Raw genomic sequence first — 14,236 nt, 5'->3', positions numbered from 1 at the left:
ATCTTGCCGGCGGGTTTTATATTGCCTTGATCGCCGCTGACGCCGCCGCCTTGATGACGCGCAAGGGCGCATCCGCCTTGGTCAGTATCCGAAGACCAAGATAGGTAGAGAGCAACGCAGCGGCCCGTTCTTCGCAGGCTTTTCTGTCGCGGTTATACGGCGCCGAGATCGTCAGCGCCTTGCGGAACATTTTTTCCAGCCGCCCCATGGAGGCGCTCACAATCGCTGTCGCCTCTTCGTCTTCCTGTCCCTGATCGGCGGCGGCGTTGCACAGGAAGCAGCCGCGCCGGTCGCCCTGCGCCGCCTGTGCGATGACGCCGCCAAAGAGCGCTTCAAAGCGCGCCTGCGCGGTCCCGGGAGCGGTCAGGACGTCTTCGGCCTTTTCGAACTCAATCGCCTCGAAGCGTTCAAGCGCCGCGAGATACATCGCCCGCTTGTCCGGAAAAATCCTGTACAGGCTCTGCTTGTTGAGCCCCGTCGCCGCCTCAATGTCCTGCATGGAGGCGCCGTCATAGCCCTGCCGCCAGAAGACGCCCATCACGCCGTCCAGCGCCTCGCCAATTTCAAATTCCCGCAATCGCGCCATTTTCCGCCTCTCACGCTAACGTTACCGGTCGGTCCGGAATGAATAGTTGACCATTCAGTCCGCAATTACATATGAAGCATCGCAGCAGGGCGCAAGAGACCCGGCCGCAGCAACCAGAAGTCTTGATCAAAAACGAACCTCAACAAGAAAAAAGGAAAACCAGCATGAGCCGTCTTACACAACTTTCCGACACCGAAGCCTCGACCGAAGCCGCAACGCTTTTCAGCGCCATCAAATCGAAGCTGGGCATTGTGCCCAATCTTTACCGCGTCATCGGCAACGCCCCGGCCGTTCTTTCCGCCGCGCTCGGCTTCAACGAAGCTCTGGGCAAAGGCTCTTTCGACCAGAAGACGAGAGAAGCGATCGCGCTTACCGTCGCAGGCGAGAACGCTTGTGACTACTGCGCCTCCGCTCACTCGGCGATTTCGCGTAGTCTCAAAGTCGATGAAGCGGAAATTACCGCCCGCCTTCACGGCAAGTCCGCCGACCCGAAACTGAACGCCGTTCTCACTTTCGCCGCCGCCGTCGTCGAAAAGCGTGGGCGTGTGTCGGACGAAGACCTGGCGTCAGCCCGAAACGCGGGCCTGAACGAAGGTGAAATTGTTGAAACCGTTGGCGTTGTCGTCGCGAATATTCTGACGAACTACATCAACCACGTCGCCGACACGGAAATCGACTTCCCCGTGGTGCGCACCCAAGCTGCGTAACGCGCATCACTGAAACGGCCGGGCCAGTCCCCCACACCCGGCCGTTTTTCTTTTTTGAAAACCGGCTTACGCCGCCGCTTCAACCGCGGCGCAGATGTCTTCGACAACGGCCCTGACGAGAGTCTCATTCTCTCCCTCGCCCATTACGCGGATCAGGGGTTCGGTGCCGGATTTTCGGATCACGAGACGGCCGGCCTTGCCGAATTTGTCTTCGCCCGCCTTGATCGCCGCCTTGACCGCATCAGCGTCCAACGGATCGCCGCCTTTGTAACGGACGTTTTTCAGGAGTTGCGGGAAAGGCGCAAAACAACGGCAGATATCGCTCACTTTGCGGCCTTCGCTTGCGACCACCGCCAGCACCTGAAGCGCGGTCACTAGCCCGTCGCCGGTGGTGCCATAGTCTGACAACACCACATGGCCCGATGGCTCGCCGCCAATATTGATGCCTTTGGCGCGCATTTCCTCAACCACATAGCGGTCGCCGACTTTGGTGCGCTCCAGCTTCAGTCCCTGATCGCCCAAAAACTTGTCCAAACCCATATTCGCCATCACGGTCGAGACCACGCCGCCGCCTTTCAAGGCGCCGGTTTTTTTCCATGCGTTAGCGATCAGCGCGAGAATCTGGTCGCCGTCGACAATATGCCCTTGTTCGTCACAGATAATGACGCGGTCTGCATCGCCATCGAGCGCGATGCCGATATCGGCGCGATATTCATGCACCGCCTTCTGCATTTTTTCCGGCGAGGTCGAACCGACTTCATGATTGATATTGAAGCCATTGGGTTCAACGCCGATGGATTTCACTTCGGCGCCAAGCTCCCACAACACGGTGGGCGCAACCTTGTATCCGGCGCCATTGGCGCAATCGATGACGACGCGCACGCCATCAAGGGATTGCCGGCGCGGAAAAGCGGCTTTTGCAAATTCGATATAGCGCGCGCCAGCGTCATCGATGCGCTTGACCCGGCCAAGGTCGGCTGCGCCGGCGCGTCCGGCGTCCGGACCTTCGCGCATCAGCCGTTCAATTTCCATTTCGGTTTCATCCGACAGCTTAAACCCGTCGGGCCCGAAAAACTTCACGCCATTGTCGTGATAGGGATTATGCGACGCGGAGATCATCACGCCGAGATCGGCGCGCAGCGAACGCGTCAACATCGCCATGGCCGGCGTCGGCAGCGGCCCGAGAAGAAACACATCCATACCGGAAGCTGCGAAACCCGCCGTCAGCGCCGGTTCAATCATATAGCCCGACAGCCGCGTATCCTTGCCGATCACGACACGGTGCCGGTGCGATCCGTTTTTAAAGACGCGGCCAACCGCCATACCGAGACGCAAAATATTGTCGGGCGTCATCGCCCCCGCATTAGCGAGACCGCGCACGCCGTCGGTTCCGAAAATTTCGCGCTTGCCTGTCATCTGATCGTCGCCCCGCATGGGACCTGCTCCTTTACGAATACTTAAGCCTTAACACGAGGCGCCTTCCAAGCTCTTAATACATTGGCATGATATTGGCCGCTAGGTTACGCCAAGATCCTTAATGCAGGAAATCCGGCCGAAATCATGACCATTTTCGCCCAGCCATCGACATCGCATGCGCCCGCATCTCCCGCGCCCGCGCTTGCGGTCAGTCTCGATGGCCCAGCCTTCTGGCTCATGATCGCCGCCCTGGCCGGTCTCTCTCTGCCGCTTCGGCAGGCTGGCCTGACGCCGGATGTGAGCTGGCTTCTCGATATGTGCCGGCGCATGCTGGCTGGCGAGACGGCCTATGTGGACATTTTCGAAACGACGCCGCCCATTCCCACCCTTCTTTACATGCCGGGCGCCATGATCGCCGGAGCGACCGGCATTGGCGCAGGCGCCGCCGTTTACGCCACCTGTTACGTGGCGGTGTTGCTCGCCCTTTATGTCAGCGACCGGATTTTACCGCGCATGCTCGATGGCGCCGGATCAAGCCGGCTTGTCATCATGACGCCCGCCGCTTTCATTCTTTTTTTCCTGTGCAATGACGCCTTTGCCCAGCGCGAATATCTCGCCGCCGCTTTTGCATTGCCGGCCGCCTGTGTCTTCATTCGTCACAGCGAGACCGGCGATTGGCCGCCGCTTGGCGCCGTCGCCGCCGCTGCTTTACTCGCGGGACTGGCGGCCGCCATCAAGCCGCCTTTGTTCATGGCGCCCGGCCTTGCGCTCGCTCTTTATTATTTCTGGAAAGAACGGAACATCGTCTTTTTGTGGCGTAGCGGACTGATTGCAGCGGGGGTGGTTTTTGTCGCGCTGACAGCGCTCTCACTCCTCGCCTTCCCGGCCTATCTGGACGGCGTCACCCACCTCATGAGCGATATCTATGTCCCCTTGCGCTCAAGCCCGTTGATCGGGCTCACCTCCAAGGAATTCATCGCCGTCGCCGCCTGCATCGCCATCGCGCTGGCGTTCAACGCCATGCGAAAACCATCGCCCGCAATCGCGATCTTCTGCGTCATGGCGGTCTCTTTCACGGCGATCTATTTTATTCAGGGAAAATATTTTCCCTATCACCTTTATCCGGCCTCGTTTTTCGGCGGGTTGGCGCTTGTCGGAGCGGTCGCCAGCGCCTTGCGTCCGCGCCCCGATGAAACGGCCAGTTCACGCCGCGCTTTCTCCGTGGCGCTGGCGCTGATGCTTCCAGCCATGGCCTGGCCCACCTACGCCGCCTATGACGATAATCGCCCGCGCATGCATGATCTCGGCTGGGCGGAAAATCTGCACCAGCCTACGGCGCTGGCGATTTCAACAAATATCTCCATCTCCTTCCCCCTGGCGCAGGATATCGGAGCGGTCTGGAAAGACCGCATCCACAGCCAATGGATCGTGCTTTACGCGCGAGAGGGCCTGAAGAAAAAGCACTTCAGCGCCGAGCAAAAAGCGATCTTCCAATCCTATTACGATGCGGAGATCGACCGGATCCTGAATCGCATCATTGCGCAGAAACCGGACATCATCATCCGCAGCCTGCCCGACAAAGACCTCTATAATGAATTGCTGAAGCGCGATCCGCAGCTTCTCGACGCTTATAAACCGGTGGCGCGCGAAGGCGTCATCGAAATCCTGAAACGCCGTTAGGGTTCGCGGCGCGGCTTCGCCACAATCAGCATCTGCTTGGCCAGCGGCTTGAACGGCGAGGCCAGATAGCTCCGGATCAAAAACGGATGGACCGGCAAACGCGACTTGACGGTCAGAGGCAGAAATTTCGGCCTTATGTCGACAACCTCATACCCATTCGCCTCAAGAAAATCCGCAATGGAAACATGGGACCAGATGGCGATATGGGTGTAATCGTCGAAATATTCGCGGACCGCATAGCGATAATTCGGCTGAAGTATTGTGAGGCGCCCCTTGGCGGAGAGAACACGCTTCAGCCCCTTTAGTGTCGCCGCGAAATGATCCTGCGTGACATGCTCGAACACATTGCTCGCGAAAGCGAAATCCACCGATCCGTCGGCAACAGCATTCAAGTCGGCGATATCGCCGACAATGGTTTCAACGCCCGACGCCATAAGCTCCGGAAAGCCCGGCCACATATCGATCGCAATGCGTCTCTTCGCTGTGACATTGTTGGTGAACTCGCCGCGCCCGGCGCCGAGATCGAGCACGCAATCCTCCGGCCCGATATGCTTTGAGAAATAAGAACGCCACAACGCGCCCCATACGACATTGCGCCGCTTGTCTTCGGCAAAACGGGTTTCGTGGTAACCTGTCGTCATGCGGCTTTCTTCCAGCCAAAAGTAATGCCGCGCATCATTTCCAGCCCTACATGCAGCGCACGGAAATTATCGGTGTTGCCGCCTTTGCTTTCGCCAACCCGTGGGTGAAAAGTGACAGGGCATTCGATAAGCGTCAGTCCGGCCTCCAGCGCCTTGTCCATGAAATAGGCGTTAAACTCCAGATTCACTTCCGGGTTCAGTTGCGGCAATAATCTCGCCAACGCCCGGCGTCGCACCAGCTTGTAGGTGGAGCCCACATCGGTCAGCGTCGCCCGGCCGAGATATTTCGCCTCCAGCAATTTCGCGACAAAGAGATTGCCGTAAAACATGAAGGTGGTGAGCTGTGTTTTCTGTTCGCGCAGGGTTTCGACCGTGCGCGTTCCATTGACGATGTCCGTATGCGGCACAAATGTCACCAGCTTGTCGATATCGGCGGCGCGGAAAGTGCGGTCGCCTTCGCATAGAACAATCAGATCCGACGTGCTGCGCTTCATCGCTTCGAGATAACAGCGATAGACGCAGCGGCCATAACCCTGGCGCTCCTCATTGACGACAATAGCCCCCGCTTTTTCGGCGTTTTCAAAGGTTCTGTCCGTACTGTTGTTGGAGACGACGATGACCCGCTCCACGCGGTGATGAGACAGAAAATTTTCCACCGCCGCGGCGATGCTGTCCTCGTCATTATAGGCGGTCAGGGCGACCGTCACCTTGGCGTCGCGCATGGATTCTTCGCGATAGCGCCGCACCGGACGTTTGCGTTCGAAAAAGATGAAAAAATCTGCGGCGGCGAAGGTGATGCCGGTCAACAACGGAACGCCGCTATACCAGACGAGCCATTCCGCCACGGGCAGGAGCGCGTGATTAAGGCCTAACAGATATCGCGGGAACACCAGAAGGACGCCCACAAGATACATCGCGGTCGCCGCAACAAAGAGATAGAGGCTGTACATCAGCCATGGCAGATGCACGAGGCGCGCGATCAGCGACAACTTTTCCGCGTCAGGCTTTTGCAGAGGAAGCAGCGCATCGACGTCAGGGGCCTTCACCGCCTGCGCATCCTCGTCGACTTCAGCTTTAGTTAACTGTGCGCCGGATTGCATGCCGCCCCGGTCCCTTAACGCTTCATTGACCCTGCTAGCATGCAGTTTCCTGCAAAGGCCTTAACAAAAAGCGGAAATTACCGGCGGTCCTCAATAGCGGAAAAAACGCTGAGCGCCTGGCGTGTTTCGGCAACGTCATGAACCCGGAAAATCGAGGCGCCACCCTTTAGGCCGGCCATGACCGCCGCGAGAGAGCCGCCAAGCCGCTCTCCGGCGGGCGCATCGCGGTCGAGGGCGGCGATGAAGCGTTTGCGCGAGGCGCCCAGAAGGACGGGGCGCCCAAGCGCGCAGAAGCGATCAAGGTTCGCGAGCAGTGCGAGATTATGGTCGAGCGTCTTGCCGAAGCCGATCCCCGGATCGACTATCAGGCGCGTCTCGTCAACGCCCGCTTTGACGCAAGCCTCAATGCGTTTTGCGAGATAGGCGTAAACCTCCTCCACCACATCGTCATAATGCGGATCTTTCTGCATGGTTTTGGGATCGCCCTGCGCGTGCATCATCACGATGTCGCAGGAAAGCGATGCAGCGACCTCCAGACTGTCGGGCGCGAAGGTAAGCGCTGTGACATCGTTCCAGATCGATGCGCCTGCCGTCACGGCGGCGCGCGCTACCTCAGGCTTGCGCGTATCGATGGAAATGGCGGCGGCGCATCCTTTTTTGCGGACGCCTTCGATCACCGGAATGGTGCGGGCCAACTCAATTTCGAGCGGAACATCATCAGCGCCGGGACGCGTCGACTCCCCGCCAATATCGAGAATGTCGGCGCCGTCTTCGCGAAGCTGCAACGCGTGCGACACCGCAGCGCCGGCGTCAAGATAGGCGCCGCCGTCGGAAAAAGAATCCGGCGTCGCATTCACGACGCCCATGATGCGCCAGTCACCCAACGAAAGCACCTTTCAACGGATCGCGCGCAGTGTGGTTTCAGCGCGAGATGAAGGGTGTTTTATGAGCTTCCAGGGAGAATTGCGCAATGGCGGAAGGATAAGCCCTTACATTGCCGTCGGCATGAAAGACGCCGACGGCGTCCGCAACAAGTCTGCGAACGCCACTTTTTCCGCGCGGTGCCTCTGAACTGCACCTAATCAGCGCCAGGAGCGTTCACTTCGACGGTTTCTTCATCGAGCGTTTCATAGTCATCATCGTCATCATCCATGGCTTTCAGCTTGAAGGTGACAGTGATGTCGTCATCGTCGACGAAATTAAATGCGGTTGCATCGACCTGGAATTCGCGCGTTCCCGAGGGCTCAAATCCGGCGGCGTTGATCATCATCGGTTCGCCGCCATCGACTTCGAGGCTGAGATAAACGCGGCTCGTATTTTTCGAGCTCCACTGCAGATTGACCACATCGCCGATGCTGATTTCCTCCGGATCACCGACAATCTCGAGATCGCCGCTCGGATCAGGCGCGCCGCCGCAGGCGCCGAGCGCCAACATGCCGGCGGCAGTCATTATCATCTGAATTTTCATAGCTACCTCTGAATTCTGTTTCAGCTAAAGAACAGTATTCAGAGGGTTTGGCTCGCTGCGCCGGCCAAGCTGGCTCAGGCCCCTTGCGGGCTTGGCTCCATGCCGCCGGTTCCGTCATCACGCTTTTTCCCGCCTGTGGGGGCGCCAGCGCTTGGAACAGAAGATGGCGGCGTGTGATCCTTCGGATCGAGCGGATCTTCGCGAACAATCTCGCCGCCGTCCAGGAGCTTCTTGATTTCCTCACCGGTCAGCGTTTCGAATTCGAGAAGCGCCTGGGAAAGCTTTTCCCAATCGTCACGACGTTCGGTCAGAATCTTTTTCGCAAGATCGAACCCTTCGGTCACGAAGCGCTTGATCTCATCTTCGATGAGCTTTGCGGTGTCCGTGGAAATCGCCTTGCTGCGCGCGATCGACTGGCCAAGGAAGACCTCGCCGTCATCTTCAGCATAAGCAATGGGGCCGAGCTTTTCAGAGAGGCCATATTGCGTGACCATGGCGCGGGCGATCTTGGTCGCCATCTCGATATCGGATGACGCGCCGGACGTGACTTTTTCCTTGCCGAATTTGAGCTCCTCGGCGACGCGCCCGCCCATGGCCATGGCGATGCGCGCGGTCATTTGCTGGAGCGACATGGAATAACGGTCGCGCTCGGGTAGGGACTGAACCATGCCCAGGGCCCGGCCGCGCGGAATGATGGTCGCCTTGTGCACGGGATCATTGCCCGGCACACAGATCGCGACCATGGCGTGACCCGCCTCATGATAGGCGGTGAGCATCTTTTCTTCTTCGGTCATGACCATGGAGCGGCGTTCCGCGCCCATCATGACCTTGTCTTTGGCGTCATCGAATTCGCGCGCCGTGACAAAACGCTTGCCGCGACGTGCGGCGAGCAACGCCGCCTCATTCACGAGATTAGCGAGATCGGCGCCAGAGAAGCCCGGAGTGCCGCGCGCAATCGTGCGGATATTCACATCCGGCGCGAGCGGAACTTTCTTGGCGTGAACATTCAGAATTTTCTCACGGCCCGTAACGTCAGGGTTCGGCACCACGACCTGACGGTCGAAACGGCCGGGACGCAACAGCGCCGGATCAAGAACATCCGGGCGGTTCGTCGCCGCGATCAGGATGATGCCTTCATTGGCTTCAAAGCCATCCATCTCGACGAGGAGCTGGTTCAAGGTCTGTTCGCGTTCGTCATTGCCGCCGCCAAGACCAGCGCCGCGATGACGGCCGACCGCATCGATCTCGTCGATGAAGATGATGCAGGGCGCGTTCTTTTTCGCCTGCTCGAACATGTCGCGCACGCGGGATGCGCCGACGCCCACAAACATCTCGACGAAGTCGGAGCCGGAGATCGTGAAGAAAGGCACATTGGCCTCACCAGCGATGGCGCGCGCAAGCAGCGTTTTACCGGTGCCTGGAGGGCCGACGAGCAGTGCGCCTTTCGGGATCTTGCCGCCGAGGCGCTGAAACTTCATTGGGTCTCTGAGATACTCAACGATCTCTTCGAGTTCTTCTTTCGCCTCATCGATGCCAGCGACATCGTCAAAGGTGACGCGGCCCTGGCGTTCGGTCAAAAGCTTCGCTTTTGATTTTCCAAAGCCCATGGCCTTGCCGCCGGCGCCTTGCATCTGGCGCATGATGAACAGGAAAAACGCAAGGAAGATGAGAAGCGGCAGAATGTTGATGAGAAGCGAGAGCAAGAGCGGCAGCTCTTCTTCTTTCTCGATCGTGGTCGCGATCCCGGCGTCGTTCAAACGCTCGGCCGCAGCGGTCTGTCCGTCTTCCGGAATGGTGGTGACAAAGTCTGAGCCGTCGGAAAGTTTGCCCGTGACCTGGCCATGGGCGACGCTGGCTTCGTCAATGCCGCCATTATTGATGCGGTTCACAAATTCCGAATAGGTGAGCTGAGTCGGCTGCGGGCCGGGCGTTGAAAATTCGAAAAGCTGCAGCGCCACCACAAAGAAGACAATGACGAGGCCCCAGATGAGAATGTTGCGTCCGTTCATTCTGTGTCTTCTTTCCTCTCAAGACTTGGCGCGGCCATCAATGTCGCCGCGCAGGGGGGACGGTTCGGGAAATCCCTTAAACCGTAGTAGATAGGCGTTAAGAAATGCCAGCGCCATGACCTTCGGCGCAAAAGACGGCGATTCTACGAAAATCTAACAATTCGGCCTCGAAAACGCTCCATCGTCAAAGACAGGCAGGTCGGGGGCCGGCACGTCACGATCTCCGTGTCCATAAATGGGAGCGCCGGCGCGCCAATCAATACGCCATCCCGCATCAGCCCGGGCAGTGAGGCCAGAGCCTCTGGGGGCCCGCGAAAAAGCCCTGCATGCTGTCCCAGAAAAGCAGGCGCGTCATGCCCCAGAGGGGCGATTTGAAGGCCGGCGGCGGCCCCGGAGGGCGCGATCACAAAACGGCGATCCCAGAGCAACGGCGCGGCGAGGCCTTGCGGGGCCACGGGTGAGACCCCCGCCCGGCCGGTCAGCGCGGCCGCCTCTCGCAGGAACCAGAGCCGGCCGCGCCAGCGCATGATCATGGCGCCGCCCACTGTGGCTTTGGGGGTGGCTTTTTGGGGCGTGGCGGCCCCTGACGAAGCGGCCAGCTCCACCGCGTCGCGCGCGGCGGCGCCATCGGGCATATAGGCCCCGCCGCCGACCGCATAGATCAGCCGCCGCGCCAGCCCGTCTGCGCCTGGCGCATCTTCCCACCGGTCGAGCGACGCCCCGCCCCAGCCGTAAAAACAGCCGCCGAGATGATCGAACAGCGCATCTTCCTGGGCCATGGCGGCGTCTTCAGCTGCGGCGAGCTTGCGCGCTGAGGCCGCCATCGACGGCGTGGTTATCAGCCCCTGCTCGCCAAGCGCCGCCAGCAAGGCCCGCACGCGCACTCGCTCGAACCGGTCATCATCATTGGAGGGATCGTCGAAATAGTTTTGCGCGATTTCCCTCAGATAGGCGGTGACGCTGTCGCGGCTGAAAAACAGAAGCGGCCGCAACAGGCGCAACGGCTCGCCCGGCCCCGCCGCAATCAAGCTTTCCTCGCGCATGGCGGCGAGCCCGCGCAGCCCGGCGCCGCGAGCAAGACGCATAAACACCGTCTCCGCCTGATCGTCCTCGCTATGGGCGGTGAGCAACGCCTCGCAGCCATGGGCCTGCGCCGCTTCGATCAGCAATGCGTAACGCGCCGCACGCGCCGCCCCCTGAACGCCAGAGGATGGTTTTTCGCCTTCCCAATGCAAGGTGCGATGGGTGAGCCCCGCCGCTTCGCACCAGCGTTTCGCCTGCGCGGCTTCATCCGCCGCCCCGGCGCGCAGTCCGTGATCGACCGTCAGCGCCAGCGCCTCAGCGCCGTGTTTTTGCGCATAGGCTGCGCAAAGCCGCGCAAGCGCCATGGAATCGCGGCCGCCGGAAATGGCGACCGCAAACTTTTTTGGAACATTGAGCGAGGAAAGGCGCGAGAAAAACGCCGCTTCTTCGAGCGCAGGCGCCGCGTCAGTCACTGCTTATTTGCAGTCGATGCGGGCCATTTCCAGATCGGCGCGCTGCATGACCGGCGAGGGCGCATTCGGATGTTTCGACTTCATCGTCTTGAAGACCGTGCAGGCCTCGCTCGACTTGTCGAGACGGGCGAAGGCTGTGCCCAGTTTCAGATAGGCTTCGGCCGAGCGCTGATCATTCGGGTAATTGCGGATATGCGCAATGAAGGCGTCCGCCGCTGCGGCGTTCTCGCCAAGCGCCAGATGGATTTCACCGAGCCGGAACTGCGCATCCGCCGTACGCGGATGATTTGGGAAGGCTTCGACGTAAAGCGTGAAAGCTGACTTCGCGCGAGCATAGTCGCCTGCGAGCAAAAAGCCCGAGGCGTAATCGAACGCCGCATTGGGATCGAGCGGCAAAGCGATGTCGTTCGGATCACCTGCCGCCACGCCAGCGGGTGCGCCCGAAGATTGCGAAATCTGATCGCCGATGGGATCGCCTGATGCGCCTGGCATCAGCGATACAGGCCCGCCGCCCGGAACGCCTGCGGAAAAATCGCCGGGAGCCTGAAAATTCGAGTCGCCCGCGAGCACTGCGCTGACCGCATCAAGGCGCGTATTGGCCTGGTCCAACTCATATTGAAGGCGCTCAATCTCTCCGGTCATATCCTCCAACCGTCGCTCAAGCTGGGAAATTTTCAAGACGGCCTGGGATTGCCCCGACAGCGCCTGCTCCGCAGCGGCGAGCCGCGCCTGCAAATCGCGAATGTCGTCTTTGGTGCCAGCGGAGGCCGGCGATGCAAAAAGCAAAGCGGCGGCGAAAGTCATGGCGGCGGTTCTGATAAGCGTCATGGTCTAACCCTCGAACTTCAGCGGAGCAGTATCGCCCATTTTCTTATGGCGCAAAATGGGGCGAAAAAACGCCCCTGTTTTACACAGTGTAACACTTAGACATAAAAAAGGCGCGCCAGTCATGAATGACGGCGCGCCCCCTTTAATTCCTACGCCCAATTAAGCGCCGGCGCCAGTGATCGTCGTCGTGGCGTTGCGGTTCACCGACCAGGCTTGCTCTGTCGAGCGCGGGTCGATCGGACGCTCCTTGCCGTAGGACACAGTGGTGATGCGCGACGCGTCAACACCGAGGCTTACGAGATAGGATTTGGCGGCCTCGGCGCGGCGGGCGCCGAGCGCGAGGTTGTATTCACGAGTGCCGCGCTCATCGCAGTTGCCGGCGAGGAGAATGCGGGTTTCCGGATATTCTTTCAGCCACGCCGCCTGACGAGCGAGCGTCGCCTGGGCTTCACCGGTGAGGGTGTATTCGTTGTAGCCGTAGAAAACGCGGTGGCCGGCGGAATTTTCAAGATCCGCCTGGCTGCCCGGAACCGGGCCAACCGGCTGCGTCGTTGCGGACGTGTCGGTCCCCGCGGATGCGTCTAGATCCGGACCTGTGCTCGCACAGGCTGAGATCAGCGCAAGCGACGCGAAGATCCCGGCTATTTTGGTAAACTTCATCATTTTTTTAGCTCCACTTCCCCAGTCACCGGTATCAAACCGCTGGGCTCATCTGATTCCGGCCCGGCGAGCGCGCCCCCGCCCCTAAGCCTTTTTTACGTACACTCCGCCCGCGTTTGCGGCGCACAATCGCAGCGGAAGCTTATTTCCCCCTTCTTACAATTCTGTGTCAGCTGCTTCATAAAATTTAGCCAACTTCTGAATCGTAACGATACACGCGCCAGCAATCAAGAACGGCTGTTCCGGCGCGAAAATGAATTTTCGGTTACGAATCCCCCGAAAAACCTCCCTATACTAAGCAGTTAGGGCAAAAGCGGCGACCAGGCGGGGTCGGACGCCTCGCCCGGAGTCCGCACACGTCGCAAATTACGGCCCGTCAGATCAACGGACCAGAGCTGCGAATCACCGCCCGAGCCATCCCGGCGGGTCGGCGTTTGACGGTAGAACAAGATGACGCGGCCATTGGGCGACCAGGTCGGTCCCTCATCGAGAAAGCTCTCTGTCAGGAGGCGCTCGCCGCTGCCGTCCGGCCGGACGACCCCGATATAAAACCGGCCCTGATAAATCCGCGTAAAGGCGACGAGATCGCCGCGCGGGCTCCAGACCGGCGTCTGGTAATTGCCCTGACCGAAGGTGATGCGCTTCTGGTTCGAGCCGTCGGCGTTCATCGTGTAGATCTGCTGCGAGCCGCCGCGGTCCGACGTAAAGGCGATGCGACCGCCGTCCGGCGACATGGTCGGCGACACATCGATCGCCGGATTGTCCGTGAGCCGCGTCAGGCGCCGGGTCGACAGGTCCATATTGAAAATGTCGGAATTGCCGTTGCGCTCCATGGACATCAGGACGGCGCGGCCATCGGGCGAAAAGCGCGGCGCGAACGTCATGCCGCGGAACGTGCCGAGCTGTTCCTGTTCACCGGTTTCAATGTTGAACAGATACACCTGACCCGGGCGGTTATCGAACAGCGCCATATAGGTGATCTGCTGCTGCGTCGGTGAAAAGCGCGGCGTCAGCACCTGATAGTTCAGACCGTCGGTCAGCGGGATCGGATTGGCGCCGTCCTGATCCATGATCATCAGGCGCTTGACCTTTTTCTCTTTCGGTCCAGTTTCATGAACGAAGACAAGACGCGTATCGAAATAGCCGTCCTCGCCCGTGAGGGTTTTGTAAACGAAGTCCGCAACCTTGTGCGCGGCGCGGCGCCAGTTGTCGGCAGGCGTTTTGAAGGCGACGGCGGCCAGTTGTTCGTCGGAATAGACGTCCCAGATGCGGGTCGACACCTGAATGCGGCCGTCGGAAAGCTCTTCCACTTCACCGACGATCAAGACCTGCGCGTTGATGATGCGCCAGTCAGCGAAGCGCGGGCGCGCATTCACGCTTTCCGGCTTTTCGATATAGGCGCGCTGGTCGATCACCGAGAAAAGCCCCGAGCGGTCAAGGTCATTTATGATGACGCCGGTGATGTCGCGTCCGAGGCCCTGCGTCTGTTCGTCAGCGCCAAGGAAGTTCGGCGCCGCGACCGGCATCGGATCCACATTGCCCTGCGTGATGTCGATCGTGACACGCGCGAAGGCTGGCGTCGCCGCCGCTGAAATCGCAGCCAGGAGGATGATCAGTAATTTTTTCATATCTCTACTCTCTTTCA

13 protein-coding genes are annotated in these 14,236 nt (G+C 59.8%); 2 read left to right on the top strand and 11 right to left on the bottom strand.

Translation table 11 applies throughout. The features are described from left to right. Positions 1–16 precede the first annotated feature (16 nt). Positions 17–586, bottom strand: coding sequence for a TetR/AcrR family transcriptional regulator (locus ACFOOP_RS07485; RefSeq protein ID WP_379880272.1), 570 nt, complete (start codon positions 584–586; stop codon positions 17–19). Positions 587–750: 164 nt separating this feature from the next. Here ACFOOP_RS07485 and ACFOOP_RS07480 point away from each other — a divergent pair, with 164 nt between their 5' ends. Further along, the gene (locus ACFOOP_RS07480; protein WP_379880271.1) at positions 751–1,293 is read left to right on the top strand and encodes a carboxymuconolactone decarboxylase family protein; all 543 of its coding nucleotides are present in this window, start codon (positions 751–753) and stop codon (positions 1,291–1,293) included. 66 nt (positions 1,294–1,359) lie between these two features. Here the strand turns inward: ACFOOP_RS07480 and glmM are convergent, their stop codons facing one another. Next, on the bottom strand, positions 1,360–2,727 hold the full coding sequence (glmM, locus tag ACFOOP_RS07475; protein ID WP_379880270.1) for a phosphoglucosamine mutase: 1,368 nt from the start codon (positions 2,725–2,727) through the stop codon (positions 1,360–1,362). 126 nt (positions 2,728–2,853) lie between these two features. On the opposite strand from glmM, the gene ACFOOP_RS07470 reads away from it, so the two are divergent. After that, positions 2,854–4,389, top strand: coding sequence for a hypothetical protein (locus tag ACFOOP_RS07470; protein WP_379880269.1), 1,536 nt, complete (start codon positions 2,854–2,856; stop codon positions 4,387–4,389). Here ACFOOP_RS07470 and ACFOOP_RS07465 read toward each other — a convergent pair. The 9 genes from ACFOOP_RS07465 to tolB form a co-directional block, all read right to left on the bottom strand. Further along, entirely contained in the window at positions 4,386–5,030 is a 645-nt protein-coding gene (locus ACFOOP_RS07465; protein WP_379880268.1) for a methyltransferase domain-containing protein, read from the bottom strand. The two genes, ACFOOP_RS07470 and ACFOOP_RS07465, sit on opposite strands and share 4 nt — an antisense overlap. Continuing rightward, entirely contained in the window at positions 5,027–6,130 is a 1,104-nt protein-coding gene (locus ACFOOP_RS07460) for a glycosyltransferase family 2 protein (RefSeq protein WP_379880267.1), read from the bottom strand. Before ACFOOP_RS07460 ends, ACFOOP_RS07465 begins: the two co-directional genes overlap by 4 nt. A gap of 77 nt (positions 6,131–6,207) precedes the next feature. Further along, on the bottom strand, positions 6,208–7,014 hold the full coding sequence (gene folP / locus ACFOOP_RS07455) for a dihydropteroate synthase (RefSeq protein WP_452176987.1): 807 nt from the start codon (positions 7,012–7,014) through the stop codon (positions 6,208–6,210). 194 nt (positions 7,015–7,208) lie between these two features. Beyond that, a complete protein-coding gene (locus tag ACFOOP_RS07450) occupies positions 7,209–7,598 on the bottom strand; it encodes a hypothetical protein (RefSeq protein ID WP_379880266.1) in 390 nt (129 codons plus the stop codon). 74 nt (positions 7,599–7,672) lie between these two features. Beyond that, positions 7,673–9,607, bottom strand: a complete 1,935-nt coding sequence (gene ftsH / locus ACFOOP_RS07445; protein ID WP_379880265.1) for an ATP-dependent zinc metalloprotease FtsH — start codon at positions 9,605–9,607, stop codon at positions 7,673–7,675. Positions 9,608–9,750: 143 nt separating this feature from the next. Next, a complete protein-coding gene (gene tilS / locus ACFOOP_RS07440) occupies positions 9,751–11,103 on the bottom strand; it encodes a tRNA lysidine(34) synthetase TilS (protein ID WP_379880264.1) in 1,353 nt (450 codons plus the stop codon). 3 nt (positions 11,104–11,106) lie between these two features. Then, positions 11,107–11,931: a tol-pal system protein YbgF gene (gene ybgF / locus ACFOOP_RS07435; protein WP_379880263.1), complete on the bottom strand. Its 825-nt coding sequence runs from the start codon at positions 11,929–11,931 to the stop codon at positions 11,107–11,109. Between the two features lie 159 nt (positions 11,932–12,090). Beyond that, positions 12,091–12,591 carry a peptidoglycan-associated lipoprotein Pal gene (gene pal / locus ACFOOP_RS07430; RefSeq protein ID WP_379881532.1) on the bottom strand — a complete coding sequence of 167 codons (501 nt, stop codon included), beginning with the start codon at positions 12,589–12,591 and terminating at the stop codon, positions 12,091–12,093. Between the two features lie 302 nt (positions 12,592–12,893). Next, positions 12,894–14,219 (bottom strand): Tol-Pal system beta propeller repeat protein TolB, encoded by a 1,326-nt coding sequence (gene tolB, locus ACFOOP_RS07425; RefSeq protein ID WP_379880262.1) that lies wholly within the window; start codon positions 14,217–14,219, stop codon positions 12,894–12,896. Positions 14,220–14,236: the final 17 nt, after the last annotated feature.

The sequence above is a fragment of the Hyphococcus aureus genome (assembly GCF_042643165.1).
Classification (GTDB): Bacteria; Pseudomonadota; Alphaproteobacteria; order Caulobacterales; family Parvularculaceae; genus Hyphococcus; species Hyphococcus aureus.
The sequence above is the reverse complement of the archived record's forward strand: the minus strand, read 5'-3'. Positions and strand labels throughout refer to the sequence as shown.